Origin of the sequence: Caldimonas brevitalea (genome assembly GCF_001017435.1) — a bacterium.
GTDB lineage: Bacteria > Pseudomonadota > Gammaproteobacteria > Burkholderiales > Burkholderiaceae_C > Caldimonas > Caldimonas brevitalea.
Genome location: NZ_CP011371.1, coordinates 4,178,956 through 4,197,326, shown reverse-complemented (window position 1 = coordinate 4,197,326; position 18,371 = coordinate 4,178,956). Strand labels below are relative to the sequence as shown.

Sequence of the window (18,371 nt, the reverse complement as noted above, 5' to 3'; positions counted from 1 at the left end):
CGCGCGCCCGGGCGGCCGCTTTCTGCAGCGAGACAAGGCACTAGAGCAGCAGGAACGCCGCCGCCGCGATCAGCGTGGGGCCGGCCGCTCCCAACAGCAGGCCGCCGGCGCCGACGGTCTCGTCGGCGAAGCCGCTCTTCAGCAGCGCGACGCCCGCCGGGTTGGGGGCGTTGGCGATGACGGTCAACCCGCCGCCGGCGACGGCCCCGGCCACCAGCATGTACTTGGACTCGTCCGAAATGCCGGCGATGAGCGACCCGAGGTAGGTGAGGGCGGCGTTGTCGGTGACCGCGGTGAGGCCCAACGAACCGAGGAACAGCGCCAGCGGTTCGAGGCTGGACACGATGGGTTGCAGCCACCACTGCTGCATGCCGCCCAGCACGACCAGGCCGGCGAGAAAGAACCCGACCAGCAAGGCTTCCTTGATGATGAGCGGGCTTTGGTGGCGCTCATACGCCTGCGTAAAGCCGAGGAACATCAGGAACAAGCCGAGAAACACGACCGGGTGGTGGGCGAACAGCACCACCCCGGCCAGCAGGACGAGATGCACCGCCACGACGGTCAACGGCACCCCCGCTTGCTGCCCGCCTTCGACAGAGGGCGCGGACGTGGGCTGCAGATGCCGGCGCAGGACGGCCGTGCAGACGGTCGCGTTGAGAATGACCGCGAGCGCGGCCTTCCAGCCGAAGGTCGCCAGCATGAAGGCGCTGTCCCACTGCCAGGTCGCGGCGACCATCAGGACCGGTGGCGCCGCGTAAGACGTCAGTGTGCCGCCGATCGACACGTTGACGAACAGCGTTCCGAGCGCCAGGTACTTCACACCTTCGGGCATCTGCGGACGGAAGATCTGCGGCGCCAGCATCATCGCGGCGATCGTCATCGCGGCCGGCTCGGTGATGAACGACCCGAGCAAGGGCACGGCCGCCAGCCCCAGCCAGGCGCTGGCCAATGGGGTCGGCACCGGCACGACGCGGGCCAGGGTGCTGACAACCCACCGCACGGACTGCAGCACCGGGCGCGACGCGGCGATCACCATCACGACGAACACGAACAGGGGTTCGGTGTAGTTGCGCGACTCGGCATAGGCCAGGGCTTCGTCACCACCGCCTACGAGGGCCATGACCAGCACCAGCACGATGGCCCAGAAGCCGAACACGATCTCGACCTCGCCGAGCATGTGAAACAGCCCGGCATGACGGGGGAAACGGTGCGAGAGGCGCTCGAACTGCTTGGCGGTGAAAGTGTGCAGCAGCGCGATGGCGAAGATGGCGGCGGCGATCAGCTGAATAAGGTGTCCAGACATCGGGTTCCAGGCATGCATGAGCCCGCGTGGCGGCCCGACCATCGCGTCAACCTGCCGGGGGCAACAAGAAGCAAGTCCCGCCCGACACCCGCAACGAGTTTAGCCGAGAAGTCCCGAGCGCCGCGAGCGTCGACGTCGCCGGCCTCGCAGCTTGGGCGCGTTGCATTCGCTGCGTTGCGTCCGCGCGTTTTTGCTTCTATTTCCGGCTCAACTGCGCAGCCGCCGGGGGCCAGATCGGCCCGAACTCGAGCGTGTCGTTCAAGATGGAGGCTGCGGTGCCGGCCGACCTGCCGGGCGAGCATGTCAAGCTGAGCTGGGTGCTGCAGGACGGCCCGTCCGCCGGCACCATCGCCCGGCTGCGCTGACGCCGCCCGGGCAGGCGGGCCGTATCAGGGCGGCGTGCCCGGCATGCCGAACTGGAACAGCAACAACAGGAAGACCATCAGCGCCAGCACGGCCGACACGGTTTTCCAGAACCGCACCGGGTCCTGTTCCACCAGGGGCCGACGTGCGAGGCTGGTGAACTCGAGCTTCGGGTGGCGCAGGTCGTGGGTGAACTCGGACAGGGCCTGGTGGCGCCGCAGCGGGTTGGGGTGGAGCGCCTTGCGCAACACGGCGTCGATCCAGGCGGGGATCTCGCGATCGTCGTCGAGCACCGAGACATAGCGCAAGTTGCGCTGGGCCGCGGCGGTCCTGGCCTTGGACACGTCGGTCCCGTACGGCAGTCGGCCCGACAACAGCTGGTAGGTGATCACCGCGAGCGAGAACAAGTCGGAGCGGTGGGTGCCAGCCTCGCCGAGGAAATATTCGGGCGCCGAGTATTGTTCGGTGCCCAGCACCGGGCCGGGCCCGCTGCGCGCCGCCGTCTCGTCGATGCCGGCGACGCGCGTCGCGCCGAAGTCGATGATCTTCACCGTGCCGGTCTTGTCGATCATGATGTTGTCCGGCCGCAGGTCCTGGTGCAGCATCTCGAGCCGGTGGAAGGCTTGCAGCCCGTTGGCGATCTGCTCGACGATGCCGCGCACGGTTTCGAGGTCGGGCTTGGGGTGGTCGCGCATCCACTGCGACAAGGTCTGGCCGTCGATGAACTCGGTGGCGACGTACAGGTAGTGCCGCTCGCGGGTCTGCCGGCACGGCTTCAGCACGTGCGCGTTGTGAAGGCGCCGGGCGACCCACTCCTCCATCATGAAGCGCTCGAGATAGGCGGGGTTGTCGCGCAGATCGACCGAGGGCGTCTTGAGGACGACCAGGTCGTCGCTGTCCAGGTCGACCGCCAGGTAGATGTGGCTGCGGTGGCTCGCGTGCAGTTCCCGGACGATGCGGTAGCCGTCGAACGTCATCCTCGCTTCGAGCACGGGGGGCGCGGGAAGCGAGGGCACCTGGTGGTAGATCTCGGTCGCGCTCGGCGCGGGCAGTTCGTCGACGACGACGATCTGCACCGTCAGGTTGTCGCCGCTTCCACGCCGCAAGGCCTCATCGACGATGCGGCGTGCGGTCTGATCCAGATCGCCCTGATGACGCTCGAGCAGCGTCTGAACCAGGAAGGCGGGGTCGACGTGTTCGTACACGCCGTCGCACGCGAGCACGAACACGTCGCCCTGCGCCAGCGGCAGTGCGTGGTAGTCGATCTCCAGTTGCGGCTTGAAGCCGACCGCGCGGCTCAAATAGCTCTGCCCTTCGGACACCCGGACGCGGTGGTCCACGGTCAGTTGTTCGAGCGATCCGCCTTGCAAACGGTAGATGCGGCTGTCGCCGACGTGAAAGACATGGGCGGTGGTCGACTTGAGGACCAGCGCGCTGAGGGTGCAGACGTAGCCGCGGTCCTGGTCATGCCGAAAGGGACTTTGCTGGGTCCGCGAATGCAGCCAGGAATTGGCCGCCGTGAGCACCCGCTCGACCGATCTCTTGACCGACCAGGCGTCGGAGGTGCAGTAGTAATCTTCCAGCAAGCCCATCACGGCGAACTCGCTGGCGATGTGGCTGACATCGCTGCTGCCGATGCCGTCGGCCAGCGCGATGGCGATGCCTTTGGAACTCAGCAGCGGCTCCTTGGGCAGGGAGGCGCCGTAAAAGTCCTGGTTGACCTCCTTGCGGCCCTTGTCGGAGTGTTGGCCGACGGTCACCCTCAATGCACTGCTCATGTCGATGTGTGGACTGGGGCGCATCCAGTCTTAGCTGAGGATGACAGTCTAGAACGTATCCCGGACTCGAGGACTGGATGCGAGCGGCGGCAGTGAAACGTCGCATGCTGGTGAGGGTGGGTGTACGACCTCGAGCTGTTGTCGAACATCACACGGGGCTGGCGGTTGTGCTCCCGCCACGAGGACGCGAAGCGCGGGGCCGCCGCGCCGGCTAGCGTGCGACGCACCGAAACCGGGCCGGTCGATCAAGCGCGTGAAGGTGTGCTGTCGGGCATCGAGCAACGCCAGTCTTCGGCACTACGGAAAGGCGCTACCCGCTGATGGTCGCCGTCACGCCGAGTCCCGGCCCATCCTGGACCGGGCACGTCCCGCGATCGCCGCCAGGCCGAGCAACAGCAAGCCCATCGTTTCGGGTTCCGGCACCGCGATGGCCACCCCCTCGAACCCCGGGTTGCTGAACGGCGGCGTATTGCCCGGAATACCGTAGCTGAACTGGCCGCCCCCGTGATACTGAGCCCCCGAGGGCGAATAGGCCCAGGCGAACCACGGCATGGAGGTCGGGGCGACCTGCTCAAGCGAAAGAGCCACGAAACCGCTGGCGGTCTCGCCCGGCAGCAGGCCCTGGCCGCTCTCGGTGCGGGACCATGCGACGTCATAGGACCCCATCCCGCCGTACTCGGCGTTGCTCCACGGCAGAGGCCCCTGATAGGGTTCGAAACCGGAGGGGGTGCCCGCCAACTCGTTCCGCTCTACACCGAGGAAGTAGATCGCCATATCGTCTGGTGCGCCGGGGAGCTGGTGGGTGAACGAGAAGTTGAGCAGCCATTGGCCGGGCGACCCGGTCACGGTGTAGGTGACGGCGACGGGCGGCTCACCCACCGGGGCAGCGCTGGCCGGTGCTGCCACGCACCATTGCAGGCCCGTAAGGGCTGCGGCGACGAAAAGGTGTTTGCGCATGAGCATCTCCGATGTGAACCTTTGACGGAACCCACTGCGACCCACCCAGTTGTCTGTATGTCTTTCGACGGTACGCCCGCGGCAACGTGCCAGCCCCCCTCATCCATGGGGTGACGCGCTCGATATGGGTTGATTCGACCGACTCGCGCAGGGCCGTGCGACGCGGACGCCGACGAAGCAGTGCGCAGCGGGCGGCGTAAGGCGCCTTGCATCGGGTCCCGCAACCGTTGTTTGAGCTGCGGATGACGGTTCACCTCGAACCGTCTGCACATGACGGCTGGCGAAACGGGGGCCACTCGGGCACCCCGGGGGCCCTCATCCCCCGCGTCGGGGATGAGGCTGCGGCGTATGGGCCCCGCCCGCTGCCGCTACGCGTAACGCGCGCAAGACCTCAGGCCTGCTTGGCGATCCACTTCGAGAACTCGGGCGAGATCAGGGCGCCGAGCAACTGTTCGTCGTCGATGCCGCGCAGTTGGCGCAATTGCACGAAGCCGGCGTTCGGCTCCTTCTCGGCCACGGCTTCGAGGTAGCTGAGGTCGGAGTTGCCGATGCCGACGAACTGGACGTACGCGCGGCGCTTGCGCAGGTTCGTCAGCGTCGACTCGAAGAGGTCGCGGTCCATGTTCTCGCCGTCGGTGATGAGCAGGATCATCAACGGCATTTCCCCGACCGCTTGTTTGGCGGCCTCGCCTGCCTTGTCCTTGGCGCCGAACAGCTTGCCCAGCATGCCGGCCTTCTTGCCTTCCTTGCCGTAGTAGTGGGCCTGGATCGACTCGAGCACCGGGGCGTAGGCGGTGCCGCCCCACTTCTTGATGTTTTTGTTCTTCAGGATCTCGCGCGACACGAAGTGGTCGATCGTGTCGCCTTTGGCCTGCCCGACATATCCATGGCCGTCGTCAAAGACCCAGACGTCCAGCAGCTGGTCGCTGTCGAATTTCATCGCCACCGCCAGGCAGCGCTCGACCACCGCCTGCACGATGCCGGCCTGGTACTCGTCGCGCATCGAGCCCGAGATGTCGATCGCCAGCGCCACCTGCGACGGCACCGGCGTGATGCCGCGCTTCGCCAGCACGATTTCGGTCTTCTTGACCAGGTTGATCATGGACATGGAGTACCCCTCTCTCTTTTTGAATCTGTGGTGTCGTGAATCGGTCCTGTCGACGATGCGGACGCTCAGTTGGGCCGGCTCATCGTCGCTCGCAGCTCGCTCTGCAGGACGCCGATGCGCCGCTCCGCGTCCTGACGCTGGGCCTGGCCTTCGCGCTGGATCGCGAGCACCTCCTCGACCGTCTGGATCAGCGTCTGCTGCACATGCTCGAGCGTCTCGATGTCGATCACTGAGCGCTGGTTGGCGCGTGCGGTGTCCACCGAGTTCTGCTTCAGCAGCTCCGCATTGCGGCGCAGGAACTCGTTGGTTGCGTCGTCGATGTTCTTCGCCAGGGCCACCGCCTGGCTCTGCTCCTGCAGCGACAGCGCGAGCATGAACTGGCGACGCCAGGCCGGAATGGTCAGTTCCTTGATGTTCTGGAACTTCTCGATGATCGTCTGGTTGTTGCTCTGGATCAGCCGGATCATCGGCAAGGTCTGCAACGCGGACATGCGCAAGGCCTGCAAGTCGGCGACGCGCTTGCTCAGGCGTTCGCCGAACTGGCGCAAGTCGTTCACACGCTGGGCCTCGACCACGTCGGCGGTTTCGCCCCGGCTGGCCACGTCGGCCTGCAATTCAGCCAGCTTGAGCTTGCCGGCTGCCACCGAAACGCTCAGGCGACGGAACTCTTCCTGCGTGGCGGTGAAAGCCTGCTCGAGGTCCAACACGCGCTGGCGCAAGCCCTGCTGCGACGTGTCGACCTCGCCGACCAGCTTCTCGAGCTGCTTGTCGGTCGACTGGAACTGCTGCACCACCGCTTCCTTGCCCAGCTTGAAACGGTCCACCAGCCCGCCGATCAGCGGCAAACGGCTGCGCTCGCTGCTCAACGCCCCGAGGTTGATCGACTTGGCGGTCACCACGATCTGGCTGAGCTTTTGGCCGATCTCGCCCAGGTCCTTGTTTTTCACCTGCGCCAGGATGCGGTCCGCATACTGCGTGGCCTGTTGGGCGGCCTCGCTGCCGAGGTCGTGCACCGTCATCGGCTTGCTGCTGTCGAGGCGTTGGGCCAGTGCGCGCACCTGTGCCGCGTCCTGGGCCGTCAGTTGCTGTTCGCCGAGCAACTGCTCCATCGGGTCGGCGGCGGCAGGCGATGCCAGCGGCGTTTCTACCGCGATCGTCGACAAGGCCCCAGACGAGGTCTGGACGAGAGGCGGGGCGGACACCACGGGCGCGAGGTCAGGCGCCAGGGCGGATTTCGGCTTGAAGCTAGTCATGGACCTTCTGGGAAGTGATACGGACAAGCTGTCCCAATTGCTCCACCAGCTCGCGATGGATGTCGAGCCCGCGCGCGTCGACCGCGTCGAAGTCTCGATGGGACTGGATGGGGGCGAGGAACTGCTGGCGCCACAGCGGCAGCGTGACGAAACGCAGCGTCTGCACACGCTCGGCGACCGTGAGCAGGTGCTCGCGGACGATATGCAATTGCCGTCGGGTCATGTCGGCCGAGGTGAGCAGCGTCGCCAGCAGCTGGGCCCGGCGCGCCAAACGCTCGCGCGTCGATGCCGGCCGCTCGGTGCCGAGCCATTCCGCCAGGCGGCAGGCGGCCTCGTGTTGCGAGAGGGCTTGCAGCTGGCCTTCGTTCTGCTCGATCAGCTTGACCAAGCTCGCGGCGTCGTCGAGCACTTCCTGCTCGAGGCGGGCCAGTTCGCCCAGACGGGCCTCCAGTGCCTCCCCGGCGCTGTCAAACCACGCCGCCGGCGAGCGGGTGAGCCGCTGGAACCAGCCGGCTCGCGTTTGAGGACGCACGCGGTCGAGGTCGTCCAGCGTCTGCTTCAGCAGCTGGCTGGTGCGCGGCAAATCGGGGTTGGTGATGATGGCGACGGCCTGTTTCAACAGGGCATCGACCGCGGCGGCGGGCGCGTCACCGAACTGGAGGATGTCTTCGTCGGGCGCCGTTTCAAGATCCTTCAACAGGCGGAACACGGCGCGGCGTTGGGCCGGCTCGGTCGGCGGCGTGTCGAGCCGGGCCAGCGCGGCGAGAAAATCTTCCGGCAGCTCGGCCGAGATGGCAGGCGCGAACAACGCCTTGGGCGGTGTCGCACGGCGGTGCTGCTCGGCCTCGAAGGTCCGCACGCGATGTGCCACCGGCGCAGCAGCGCCTTCGGCACGGCTCGGTGTGGTGGCCTCTGCTGCGGGTGAAGGCGATGCCTGGGGGTCGGGCGACGCGAGTCGCCCTCCACCGAAAAGTGGACGCGTCATGCGCCCCTGCCTCTGTGGTGACCGGACGGGTACGAGAGCGTCAGCCCAGGTAGCCGCTGACGAAGGTGCCCAGGTCGAGCGTGTAGCCCGCGCCGACGGCCCGGAACTCCCACTGACCGTCGCCGGTGCGCACCACCGAGCCCATTTGCACGGCGGTCTCGCGGCTGAACTGCTCGTCGAGGTCGTAGGTGCACAGCACCTTGCCGGTTTGCTCGTTGTAGATGCGGATGTAGGCGTCCTTCAGCATGCCGAAGTGCTGCCGGCGTTCGGCTGCCTCGTGGAGGGTGACGACAAAAGAGATCTCGCGCACCTCGGGCTCGAGCTTGGGGAGGTCGATCACCATGTTCTCGTCGTCGCCCTCGCCGGCACCGGTGCGGTTGTCACCGCTGTGCACGACGGCGCCGTTGGGCGTGGCCTTGTTGTTGTAGAACACGAAGTGCTGTTCGCTCAACAGCTTGGGCTCTTGCTGCGCATTGAGACGGCACACGAAGGCCGACACGTCCAGGTCGAGCGGCGGGGTGGTTTGCGGCAATTCCCAGCCCAGACCGACGCGCACTCGCGTGAGGGCGGGCTCGGCCTTGGTCAGGTTCAGCGAGCCGCCCTTTTTCAGATTGATAGTCATTTCTTCGACCCTCTTCGATTTGTTCAGAACACCCAGGCGCGCATGTTAGCGGCAGATGCTGTGTCTGCTTCCCCCTAGAGGGGGGAGAGCGGGAAGAGATCACGGGATGCGGCGACGGTTCTCGACGGCCGGGTGTGGCCGGGAGTCGAGGGCTGTGGTGTTCGTGCCACCGCGTGCGGCTGGCGACTTTCTGAGAGCGAGTGCTCGCGTCGTGTTGCGGCTCGAACGAAGATCTTGACCTGGGTCAAACGCGGGATCGTGCCGTGCATTCGGCGCAGCCGCGCCCTCCCGTTCGTGAACGAGTGCCTCAAGCCTTCGCCGATTGATGTCGAAAACGCGCCATCGATCTGCCCTAAGGCGCAAACCAATGACGGCCCTTTCTCCTTCCTTGAACGCGGACGGTCTCGACCCCATCGAGCAAACCACGCGCATGATCATTCGCATCGTCGACAAGGTGATGCTCGTGATGCTCGGCCTGGTGGCTGTTGCAACGGTCGCCATCGGCGCGGCCCACGGCGCGACCGGGACGGCGGCCTGGCTGACGCTGGCGCTGTTCGCCATGCCGCTGTTGGCTTACCACCTGCTGCCCCCCGGCCTGCCGGTGACCCGGGTCCTCGCCGTGGCGGCCGGCGTCGGCATGGTCGCGACACAGATCCATTTCGGCCACGGTGCCACGCCCTACCATCTCGGCATCGCCGTGTTCATGGCGCTCGTGATGGTGTACCGCGACTGGCGCCTGGTGGCGCTGGCCACAGGGCTGTTCGCCATCCACCACGTGGTGTTCGACCGGCTCCAAGCGAGTGGCGTCGGGGTCTATGTGCTGCCCACGCCCGACCTGCAAGAAGTCTTCGTGCATCTGGCCTTCCTGACGGCGTTGGCGTTGTACCAGATGCGCTTCGCGCGTCAGGGGCTCGAGCAACTGATCGCGGCGGTCGAACTGCAGATGTTGATCGCCGTGCTGGGCAAGGACGACGCGATCCAGCTCAACGTCGGACACCTTGCCTTCAAGACCCCCGCCGCACGCCAGCTGCAGAAGGTGCTTGGCCGGGCCCACGAGGCGCTGCAACATGCGCAACGCGCGGTCGGCAGCATCAACGTCGCCTCCGGCGAGATTGCCAGCGGCAACAACGACCTGTCGACGCGCACCGAGAGCACCGCGGCCAATCTGCAGCAGACCGCCGGTTCGATGCAAGAGCTGGCGAGCAGCGTGCAACAGACCGCTGCCTCGGCCCACGTCGCGGCGCAGCTGGCGACGGGAGCGCGTGACTCCGCGCAGCAAGGCAGCGCGGTGGTGTCGCAGGTGGTGTCGACCATGGACACCATCAGCGCGGCGTCCAAGAAGGTGGTCGACATCATCGGTGTCATCGACGGCATCGCGTTCCAGACCAACATCCTGGCCCTGAACGCCGCGGTGGAGGCGGCGCGGGCCGGCGAGCAGGGTCGCGGCTTCGCGGTGGTGGCTGGTGAGGTGCGCAGCCTCGCACAGCGCAGCGCGCAGGCAGCGCGCGAGATCAAGTCCTTGATCGGCGCGTCGGTCGAGAGCGTCGAATCGGGCACCACGCTGGTGGGCCAGGCGGGCCGGGCGATGAACGAGATCATGTCGTCGGTGCAGCGGGTCACCGAAACCATCAGCGAGATCGCGTCGGCCGCTGCCCAGCAGAACGAAGGCCTCACGCAGGTGAACACGTCGGTCGGGCAACTCGACCAGATGACGCAACAGAACGCCGCGCTGGTCGAGCAGTCGGCCGCCGCCGCGGAATCGCTCAAGGAGCAGGCCGGCCGGCTGGCACACGTGGTGGGCGTGTTCCGGCTCGACGATGCGGCAGAGCTGGCCGTTTTCGACGCAGGCGATCTGCTGCGCCGCATGTCCGAGCGGCCGTCCCAGCCGGCGGCTGCGGCAACAACAGGGGCGTGAGGGCCCGGGGCCCCGGCAGCCGCCGCGCCTCGCGCGAGATGTGGCGGCCCGGGGTCAGCCGGGACGAGGTGCCCGCGTGACCCTCGTCACCCGCCGTGCTGCTCCTCGGCCAGCCAGCGCAGCGCCGACAGCCCCGGCATGAACAGGTATTCGCCGCCGCGCAAGACATTGAAGGTGCGCAGATCGCGCAGGCGCTGCCGCACCGGCTTGCGGGGCAGGGTGAAGGTGGACTGCGGTGACTGCAGCCCCACCACCGGGTCACGTTCATCGCCCAGGCGCATGAAGTTGCCGCGGTTGATCCACTCTTGCTGCAAGAACTCCACGGTGGTCATCGCGCGGGCACTCATGAAGATGAAAAACAGGCCGCGTTCATCTTCTGCTTCGTCGTCGAGCAGGTCGGGCCGCCACCGCGGGCCGAACGACGTGCTGCGGCGGATGATGCGGTGCAGTTTCACGTCGGTCAGCACCGCCAGCTCGGTGTCGCGCGGGTTCATGCGCCTCATGTGGCAGCCCAGCGGCACTTTCAGGCCGTCCGGGTCGTCGTGGTAATCGAAGTCGTTGTTGCGTCGCGGGTCGCGGCCCAGTGCCGGGTCGTCGTGCTGCGGGGCCAGTGCCAACGGTGCACCGCTGCGCCACCGTCCCACCAGCTTGGCCGCCAGCTGTTCGCGCTCGGCATCGCTGTCGGCGTGCTGCTGCAGAAACCGGTTGAACTCCCCCACACGTGAGCGGTACTTGCGCAACACGGCGAAGGTCCCGTTGCGGCCCAATCTCTCGGGCTGCGGCATCGCCAGCAAGGCTCCTGACTCGCTTGGGTAGCCCAGGATGAATTCGCCCGCCTTGATGGCCTCGCGCTGGCCCGGCAGCGGGTCGACCCCGGCACCTTCGATCACGGGGTTGCTGATGTTGTCCCGGTAACCGAAGGGGTTGCGGCTGTCCGGCCGTGCACCGAAGTCGTGTGTGCCCAGCACGCTCACGCCCGCGGTGTCGGCCAGCTGCGCCCGCACCGACGCCAACATCTCATGCCAGCGATCGCGATCGCCACTGAAGATCGTGAGCGCAACGTGCACCTCGCCGGTGCCGTAGGGCGCTTCCCAGTGTTCGGGGGCGTTTTCGCCGCTGTCGCGCAGGCGGTCTGCGCGGGCGCGCATGCCGTCGCGAAACGCTTGCGGAAAACTCTGCAGCGTCGCCTCGGGCAGTTGCAAGGCGCACAGCCCGGGGTAGGTCAGGGCGACCGCCACCCAGGCATCGTCACGGTGGTCCCACCAGTCGGCCGCCGAGCGGACGTGCGGGGCCAGCCGGCGCAGCAAGGACCGTCCGCCCTCGGGCGTGTCCAGTCGCAGCAGCATGTGGGTGCCGAAATAGGGCTCGGGTCGTTGCCGCAGCACCGTGGCCTGGATGTCGTCGAGTTCGAGCGAGACCGCGTGGTGGCGGCGCAGACCGTGTTGTTTCAGCTGTTCGAGAAGCGCCATCTTGACCGGCCCTCCCGCTCAGGCGATCTTGTCGAGGAACTCGTCGAGCGCTGCTTTCAGCCGCTTGAGCTCGCGGACGTCGGCGACCGTCAGGTCCGGGTGCGCCACGTACCAGCCGTCGGCCGGCAACTGGTGCTGGGCAATGAAGTCTTTCACGCCCGGGTCCTTGATGCCGGGCCATCCTTCGACCGAGGCGAACACGAGGTCCATCAGATCGGGGATCTGCGTCGAGAAGTCGTCGATGTAGGCGTCCCAGTCGCCGTCGTAGGTGGTCGCGAACAGCAGCTTGGTGTCGTGCTCCAGGAACACGAAGCGCATGTCGTGCAAGGTGCCCACCTTCTGTGCGCCGCTGAAGTTGCCGTTCACCAGCTTCAGGATGCGCCGCAGGCGTTCGGCGCCGCCGGGGCGCACCGGGGCGATCAGGGTCAGTTCGGAAACGGTGCCGGCCTGCCGCCCGATGCGCCCGGCAGTCGTCAGCGGCGTTTCCTCCGCGCCGCGCAGGTCGCGCAGCACGTTCTCGAGGGCCAGCTTGAGCAACTCGGGCGCGTCGCCGATCGTGTCCTGCACGCGACGTTTGATGTCGTCGAGGGCATGAGGCGTATGGGGGAGGGTGTGGCGATCGGTCATGCAGCTTCCTTGTAAGGCATGGGTTTGAGAAAGGCGACACATCGCAATGCGGCGCGTCATGCCCCGTTCGGCAACACGGGTGCCCATCGGCTGCCCATATCCGTCAATGGTGTATTGCCACATTTGTCGCAATCGCATTGCGACGTGCCTGCCCACCGACGCGGTGGGACGCAGGTCGCGCATAGGAGGCGTGTGGAGTGACCGAGGGCCGGGCGGGCCGCGGTGGCTCGCGGCGGTGGCGAACCGGGAGGTGAGGCCGGCGGTGCGGCGCGCTTTCAGCGACCCCAACCGGTGGCGCTCACCGTTCGCTCATCGGTTGCTGGGCGGGGGAGGCGCGGCAGGTGGCTCGCGTCGCCGCAGGGGGATCGAGATCAGGGGCTCGCTGCCAGCACGGTCCCATGCCGGGGCCGCCGGCTTGCGGCCAGGGCTGTTGTTGTCCTCTACCCGGGAGTGCGGGTGGGCCCAGGGGAAGGTCACACGCGGCTGGCTCGGCGTCGAGGGGAGGGCCGAGGCGGCTGCGGCGGGCTCGGCCGCGGAAGCGGGGGGCGCCACCGGCTCGGCAGCGCCTGCTGTGAGGGCGAAGCAAGCCAGCCCGGCCGCCGTGGCACGAACAGAAGCATGTGTCATCGCGAACTCCGGTGAAGTGGGAGCAGGTCGTCTGCGAAGGGGACCTCCAGATGCCGCACCCTCTGTACCCGAGCAAACGCGGTTCCTTCCAGGACACTAGAACAGCCGCGCCCACACCTCTTCGAGGCTGAGTTTGCGGGTCAGCACGGCAGCCAGGCTGGACGCACACCACCGCGCCAGCTCGTCCGGCTGCGCCCACCGGAAGGCATCGACTTCGGGCCGCGTGCGCCCCCACCGGTCCTGGAAAGTGCTGCTGCAGCGCAGCAAGGTGAGCTCGACACGCGCGTGCAGCACGGCGTACAGGTGCAGGTCCTTGGCAGGACGGTAGGCAAACCGGCCCAGGTCGATCAACGCCGCCGGCAGCAGTCGCAAGCCGCACTCCTCGGCGGCTTCACGCACCGCCGCGTCCAGCTCGGATTCGTCGGCCTCGCGCAAACCCTTGGGAATGTCCCAATACGCCGTGCCGGTCATGTGGCACAGCAGCAACTCGCCCTCCGGCTCGAAGATGAGAACGCCGCAACTGGTGGTGGTGATCATCGGGGTGATTGAACGGCTGAGCGATGCAGTTGTCGCACGCCATGAGCCATGACCCCATCGAAAGCAAAAGCGGCTCCCAGCGTTCGTCATTCGGAACCGACCCTCGGCGGAGATGGCAATGGTCATGCGACTGCCGCATAAGCTCATCTGAAATGCGATGGGAGAGGCCACGCCACTTCGGCTTATCGTGGCGCTCCGTCGCGTCCGCCTCACGGCGTCGGCGGGCAGCACCCACCGGCGCCAGCCCCATCGACCCTTGCGGCCTCGCGGTTCTGCAGGACGACGAAGATCCACACGTCGCCCGGCCCGTGCCACAAGCACTCACTGTTCGATGGAGGCAACACCATGCCCACCCCTGCGCGCCCCGCCGTGCTGGACCTGATCGGCCGCACGCCGCTGTTACCCGTGACCCGGCTCGACACCGGGCCCTGCCAGTTGTTTCTCAAGCTCGAGTCGCAGAACCCGGGCGGCTCCATCAAGGACCGCATCGGCCTGGCCATGATCGAGGCCGCCGAACTCGACGGCCGGCTGCAGGCCGGCGGCACGGTGGTCGAGGCGACTGCCGGCAATACCGGACTGGGGCTGGCCCTGGTGGCGCGCGCCAAAGGCTACCGGGTGGTGCTGGTGGTGCCCGACAAGATGTCGAACGAAAAGGTGCTGCACCTCAAGGCCATGGGGGCCGAGGTGCACCTGACGCGTTCCGACGTCGGCAAGGGCCACCCTGAGTACTACCAGGACCTGGCGGCCCGCCTGGCGCGCGACATCCCCGGCGCCTTCTATGTCGACCAGTTCAACAACCCTCACAACCCGCTCGCGCACGAGCAGACCACCGGCCCCGAGATCTGGGAGCAAACCGGTGGCGAACTGGACACCATCGTGGTGGGCGTCGGCTCCGGCGGCACCGTGACCGGCTTGACGCGTTATTTCCGGCGCGTCTCGCCTCGCGTCGAGTTCGTGCTGGCCGACCCGGTCGGCTCCATCCTGCGCGACCAGGTGCTCACCGGCACGCATGGCGAAGCCGGCTCATGGAGGGTGGAAGGCATCGGCGAAGACTTCGTGCCACCGATCGCCGACCTGAGCGGCGTCAAACAGGCCTACGCCATTGCCGACGCCGAGAGCTTCGCGGCCGCGCGCGAACTGTTGCGGGCCGAAGGTGTCCTGGCCGGCTCGTCCACCGGCACGCTGCTGGCGGCGGCCTTGCGCTACTGCCGCGAACAGCGCACACCGAAGCGCGTGGTGAGCTTCGTCTGCGACACCGGCACGCGTTATCTGTCCAAGCTCTACAACGACAACTGGATGCTCGACGAAGGCCTGTTGACGCGGCCGCAGTTCGGCGACCTGCGCGACCTGGTCGCGCGCCGGCTGGACGAAGGCAGCGTCATCAGCGTGGCCCGCGACGACACCTTGCTGACGGCCTTCAAACGCATGCGGCTGGCCGACGTGTCGCAATTGCCGGTGCTCGACGGCGAGCGTCTGGTCGGCGTGATCGACGAGTCCGACGTGCTGCTGCATGTGCAAGAAGACAGTGCGCGCTATGCCGACCAGGTGGCGTCGGTGATGAGCACCGCGCTCGAAACGCTGTCGCCGGCAGCCGACCTGGCCGCCTTGCGCGCCGTGCTCGCGCGCGGTCTGGTCGCCATCGTCGCCGACCGCGACCGCTTCTACGGACTGATCACCCGCTTCGACCTGCTGAACCACTTGAGAAGGGCCTTGCCATGACCGCCATCCCCCCTGTTGCCGGCCGCGATCTCGACCCGTCGCTCGACCCGTCCACGCCTGCGCTCGGCTTCGCCACCCGCACCATCCATGCAGGCCAGTCGCCCGACCCGTCCACCGGCGCCGTGATGCCACCGATCTATGCGACCTCCACCTACGTGCAGCAGAGCCCAGGGGTGCACCAGGGGCTGGACTACGGGCGATCGCACAATCCCACCCGCTGGGCCTTCGAGCGCTGTGTCGCCGACCTGGAGAGCGGGGCGCAGGCCTATGCGTTTGCCTCGGGTCTGGCCGCCATCGCGACCGTGCTCGAAGGCCTGGATGCGGGCGCCCACGTGATCGCCGGCGACGACTTGTACGGCGGCACCTACCGCTTGTTCGAGCGGGTGCGGCGGCGCAGTGCGGGGCTCGATTTCAGCTTCGTCGACTTGTCCGACCCCGACAACCTAGAACGCGCCATCCGGCCCGACACGCGCATGGTGTGGGTCGAGACGCCGACCAACCCGCTGCTGAGCCTGGCCGACCTGGCCGCGGTGGCCGAGGTCTGCCGCGCCCATGGCTTGACGGCCGTGGCCGACAACACCTTCGCGAGCCCCTGGGTGCAACGGCCGCTCGAACTCGGCTTCGATCTGGTGGTGCACTCGACCACCAAATACCTCAATGGCCATTCCGATGTGATCGGCGGCGTCGCCATCGTCGGCCGCCAGCCGCGGCAGGCCGAATGGCGCGAGCGGCTGGGCTTTCTGCAGAACGCGGTGGGGGCCATCGCCAGCCCGTTCGACAGCTTTCTGGCACTGCGCGGGCTGAAGACCCTGGCGCTACGGATGGAGCGCCACTGCAGCAATGCCTTGGCGCTGGCGGAGTGGCTGGAGCACCACCCGAAGGTCGCCCGTGTGCGCTACCCGGGGCTCGCGTCGCATCCGCAATACGCTTTGGCGCAGCGGCAGATGAATGGGTATGGGGGCATGGTGTCGCTCGATCTGGCGTCCGACCTGGCCGGCACGCGGCGCTTCCTCGAGCGTTGTGAGCTGTTCACGCTGGCCGAAAGCCTGGGAGGCGTCGAAAGCCTGATCGAACACCCGGCCATCATGACGCACGCCACCATCCCGCCCGAGCAGCGGACGCGCCTTGGCATCGGCGACACGCTGGTGCGGTTGTCGGTCGGTGTCGAGGATCTGGCCGATCTGCGGGCCGACCTGGAACAGGCCTTGGCCGCGGTGTGACGGCGGGCGTGATCGCCGGCCGAAAACACTAGACCCGCCGAACGGGCGGGCCCGTTCGGCGGGGGGCCGCCCGCAGGCGCGGGCGACCCGTCACGAAAGCCGTTGCGTCAGCGACCCACGGTGGACAGGAAGCGGTTGGTGAACCCAAAGGCGCCCGCTTGACCGAAGCTGTTGCAGGTCGGCGAGGCGGGTCCGGGCGGGCAGTCGACGTCCCGGTCCACCGACCAGAAGTGCACGCCCGCCAGCCCGTTCTGCCGTGCGAAGGACGAGACGGTGTTGACGTCGTTCAGCGTGAACGTCTCGGTCACGACATCGTTGCCACCGATCATCGGCGTCAGCTCGATCTGGTTGAACGGCACACCATGGTGCTCGTGCAGGTTGATCGCCGCCTGCAACGCCGATTGGCCCATGTCGCAGCGACCATCGGGGCCGACGGTGCAGACGCTGGGAGACGCGCTGCCGTAGTCCATCACCATCAGGTTGATGATGAAGTTGCGCATGCCGAACGCCTTCAAGGCTTCCATCGTGCGCACACCGGCGGCGCCCAGGCTTTGCGGCGAGTTGCCGCCGAGCGTGGCCAGCGTGAAGCTGAAGCGCAGCCTGGGGTGGTTGCGCTGGGCTGCGATGGCACGCTGCACCAGGTCGTTGATGACCTCCTGGCTCTGTCCGCCTTCGATGTCGAAGTCGACCCCGACCAGGTTGGACGACTCGTAGTGCTCCAGGAAGGCCTCGAAGCCCGCATCGCTGCTGCAGGTGAAGGCGCCCGCGGCACCGCCGGTCGAGATGATGTAGTTGCGGCCGGCGCTGACGAAGCGCTGGACGTTGGCCTGCACCAGCGCGGCGGGCTGGATGCCGCCCCAGCTTTCCTGGCCGCATTCACCGGTCGCAAACGCCCAGGTGACGGTCCTGACGCCGCTTGGCAAGGCGTCGAGCAGCGGCTGCCGGCTGCCGGGCACCGCGGTCGAGATGACGTTGGTGTTGAAGTCCATGTTGATCGTCACGTCCTTGTAGGGCCCGAACACGAATCCTTGAGGCCTGGGAGCGGGCGGGCCTGAGGGCGGTGGGGGTGGGGGTGGGGGTGGGGGTGGTGTCGGCCCGGGGGGCGGCGCAGGCGGTGGTGGAGGCGGTGGCGGTGGTGGCGGGGTGGGCCCCGGTGGCGGGGTGGGGCCGGGGGGTGGCGTGGGCCCGGGAGGTGGTGTGGGCCCTGGCGGCGGGGGCGGGTTGCTGCCGCAGCTGTCGACCATCGTCCACGGTTGGCCACTTCCGGTCGGGCCGCTGTTGGCCGCCGGGTCCTGGCCTTGTGTCCACCAGTTGGCTCGAAAGTTGGAACCCTGGTGGCTCACGACTTCCCCGCCGGTGTAGACCGTGCTGCTGTTCCACGGCGCACCGCATTCGGCCGCGGGCAAGGGGTTGGTGGGGGTCGGCTGCGGTGAGGCGCCCGGGGCCGGCGACGGCGCGTCTCCACCTGCGGCGGCCCACAGGCTGGCCACCGTCGGGTTCCAGCCTGAGTTGCTGTGATCCACCTGGTCGACCAATGCGCGGTAGTTGCGCCCTTGATAGGACACCAGCGTGCCCGCCGGATAGAAGGTGTCGGCTTTCCACTCGGGGTGAGCGGCATGGAGCGAGGCTGCGGCCATCACGGCGACAGCGGCGGTGAGCAAGCGCAAGCGCGCTCGCCGTGTTGAAACAGGGTGAGGCATGAGGGCATCTCCTTCGGGGGTTCGAACTCGCACTGCGACTGCCGGGGGAGGCAGGGTGCGAGGGCCGGAGAGCCGCTGGAACAGACGGGTGACTCGAGGATGCCGCAATGCCCCTCGCGATGGGCGAGCGCGGAGCCCTGTCTGCCGCGCCATCTCCTCGTAAAAGACGGCCGGCATCTGCACCTGCA

13 protein-coding genes and 1 pseudogene are annotated in these 18,371 nt (G+C 67.5%); 3 read left to right on the top strand and 11 right to left on the bottom strand.

The genetic code is table 11. The features are described from left to right. Positions 1-40: 40 nt before the first annotated feature. From AAW51_RS17475 to AAW51_RS17440, 7 genes are all read right to left on the bottom strand, one after another. On the bottom strand, positions 41-1,303 hold the full coding sequence (locus AAW51_RS17475) for a putative Na+/H+ antiporter (RefSeq protein ID WP_047195622.1): 1,263 nt from the start codon (positions 1,301-1,303) through the stop codon (positions 41-43). Positions 1,304-1,692: 389 nt separating this feature from the next. Continuing rightward, positions 1,693-3,444, bottom strand: a complete 1,752-nt coding sequence (locus tag AAW51_RS17465) for a bifunctional protein-serine/threonine kinase/phosphatase (protein WP_047195620.1) — start codon at positions 3,442-3,444, stop codon at positions 1,693-1,695. Positions 3,445-3,774: 330 nt separating this feature from the next. Continuing rightward, on the bottom strand, positions 3,775-4,401 hold the full coding sequence (locus AAW51_RS17460) for a PEP-CTERM sorting domain-containing protein (RefSeq protein ID WP_047195619.1): 627 nt from the start codon (positions 4,399-4,401) through the stop codon (positions 3,775-3,777). Between the two features lie 391 nt (positions 4,402-4,792). Further along, positions 4,793-5,509 carry a VWA domain-containing protein gene (locus AAW51_RS17455; RefSeq protein ID WP_047195618.1) on the bottom strand — a complete coding sequence of 239 codons (717 nt, stop codon included), beginning with the start codon at positions 5,507-5,509 and terminating at the stop codon, positions 4,793-4,795. Between the two features lie 65 nt (positions 5,510-5,574). Next, complete coding sequence (locus tag AAW51_RS17450; RefSeq protein WP_083438381.1) at positions 5,575-6,762, bottom strand: toxic anion resistance protein; 1,188 nt, start codon at positions 6,760-6,762, stop codon at positions 5,575-5,577. Continuing rightward, entirely contained in the window at positions 6,755-7,747 is a 993-nt protein-coding gene (locus tag AAW51_RS17445; RefSeq protein WP_157359947.1) for a hypothetical protein, read from the bottom strand. Before AAW51_RS17445 ends, AAW51_RS17450 begins: the two co-directional genes overlap by 8 nt. A gap of 40 nt (positions 7,748-7,787) precedes the next feature. Beyond that, positions 7,788-8,369: a TerD family protein gene (locus AAW51_RS17440; protein WP_047195615.1), complete on the bottom strand. Its 582-nt coding sequence runs from the start codon at positions 8,367-8,369 to the stop codon at positions 7,788-7,790. Between the two features lie 1,060 nt (positions 8,370-9,429). Here AAW51_RS17440 and AAW51_RS31365 point away from each other — a divergent pair. Further along, positions 9,430-10,269, top strand: a pseudogene (locus AAW51_RS31365) (methyl-accepting chemotaxis protein); the annotation flags it as partial. Between the two features lie 101 nt (positions 10,270-10,370). Here the strand turns inward: AAW51_RS31365 and AAW51_RS17430 are convergent. From AAW51_RS17430 to AAW51_RS17420, 3 genes are all read right to left on the bottom strand, one after another. Further along, a complete protein-coding gene (locus AAW51_RS17430; RefSeq protein ID WP_047195614.1) occupies positions 10,371-11,753 on the bottom strand; it encodes a Dyp-type peroxidase in 1,383 nt (460 codons plus the stop codon). An 18-nt stretch (positions 11,754-11,771) separates the two neighbouring features. Continuing rightward, positions 11,772-12,380, bottom strand: a complete 609-nt coding sequence (locus AAW51_RS17425) for a hypothetical protein (RefSeq protein WP_047195613.1) — start codon at positions 12,378-12,380, stop codon at positions 11,772-11,774. Positions 12,381-13,103: 723 nt separating this feature from the next. Further along, positions 13,104-13,544 (bottom strand): NUDIX hydrolase, encoded by a 441-nt coding sequence (locus AAW51_RS17420; protein WP_047195612.1) that lies wholly within the window; start codon positions 13,542-13,544, stop codon positions 13,104-13,106. Between the two features lie 345 nt (positions 13,545-13,889). On the opposite strand from AAW51_RS17420, the gene AAW51_RS17415 reads away from it, so the two are divergent. Beyond that, positions 13,890-15,263 (top strand): pyridoxal-phosphate dependent enzyme, encoded by a 1,374-nt coding sequence (locus AAW51_RS17415; protein WP_047195611.1) that lies wholly within the window; start codon positions 13,890-13,892, stop codon positions 15,261-15,263. Next, positions 15,260-16,483 (top strand): trans-sulfuration enzyme family protein, encoded by a 1,224-nt coding sequence (locus AAW51_RS17410; RefSeq protein ID WP_047195610.1) that lies wholly within the window; start codon positions 15,260-15,262, stop codon positions 16,481-16,483. The genes AAW51_RS17415 and AAW51_RS17410 overlap by 4 nt, the downstream gene beginning before the upstream one ends. 107 nt (positions 16,484-16,590) lie before the next feature. Here the strand turns inward: AAW51_RS17410 and AAW51_RS31165 are convergent, their stop codons facing one another. After that, entirely contained in the window at positions 16,591-18,183 is a 1,593-nt protein-coding gene (locus tag AAW51_RS31165; RefSeq protein WP_263457719.1) for a carbohydrate-binding protein, read from the bottom strand. Positions 18,184-18,371 lie beyond the last annotated feature (188 nt).

Bases quoted from the DNA above. Each gene is read 5' to 3' on its own strand.
- AAW51_RS17455 (WP_047195618.1), bottom strand. From the start codon at position 5,509: ATGTCCATGATCAACCTGGTCAAGAAGACCGAAATCGTGCTGGCGAAG.
- AAW51_RS17460 (WP_047195619.1), bottom strand. From the start codon at position 4,401: ATGCGCAAACACCTTTTCGTCGCCGCAGCCCTTACGGGCCTGCAATGG.
- AAW51_RS17465 (WP_047195620.1), bottom strand. From the start codon at position 3,444: ATGAGCAGTGCATTGAGGGTGACCGTCGGCCAACACTCCGACAAGGGC.
- AAW51_RS17415 (WP_047195611.1), top strand. From the start codon at position 13,890: ATGCCCACCCCTGCGCGCCCCGCCGTGCTGGACCTGATCGGCCGCACG.
- AAW51_RS17410 (WP_047195610.1), top strand. From the start codon at position 15,260: ATGACCGCCATCCCCCCTGTTGCCGGCCGCGATCTCGACCCGTCGCTC.
- AAW51_RS17440 (WP_047195615.1), bottom strand. From the start codon at position 8,369: ATGACTATCAATCTGAAAAAGGGCGGCTCGCTGAACCTGACCAAGGCC.
- AAW51_RS17475 (WP_047195622.1), bottom strand. From the start codon at position 1,303: ATGTCTGGACACCTTATTCAGCTGATCGCCGCCGCCATCTTCGCCATC.
- AAW51_RS17445 (WP_157359947.1), bottom strand. From the start codon at position 7,747: ATGACGCGTCCACTTTTCGGTGGAGGGCGACTCGCGTCGCCCGACCCC.
- AAW51_RS17425 (WP_047195613.1), bottom strand. From the start codon at position 12,380: ATGACCGATCGCCACACCCTCCCCCATACGCCTCATGCCCTCGACGAC.
- AAW51_RS17450 (WP_083438381.1), bottom strand. From the start codon at position 6,762: ATGACTAGCTTCAAGCCGAAATCCGCCCTGGCGCCTGACCTCGCGCCC.
- AAW51_RS17430 (WP_047195614.1), bottom strand. From the start codon at position 11,753: ATGGCGCTTCTCGAACAGCTGAAACAACACGGTCTGCGCCGCCACCAC.
- AAW51_RS31165 (WP_263457719.1), bottom strand. From the start codon at position 18,183: ATGCCTCACCCTGTTTCAACACGGCGAGCGCGCTTGCGCTTGCTCACC.
- AAW51_RS17420 (WP_047195612.1), bottom strand. From the start codon at position 13,544: ATGATCACCACCACCAGTTGCGGCGTTCTCATCTTCGAGCCGGAGGGC.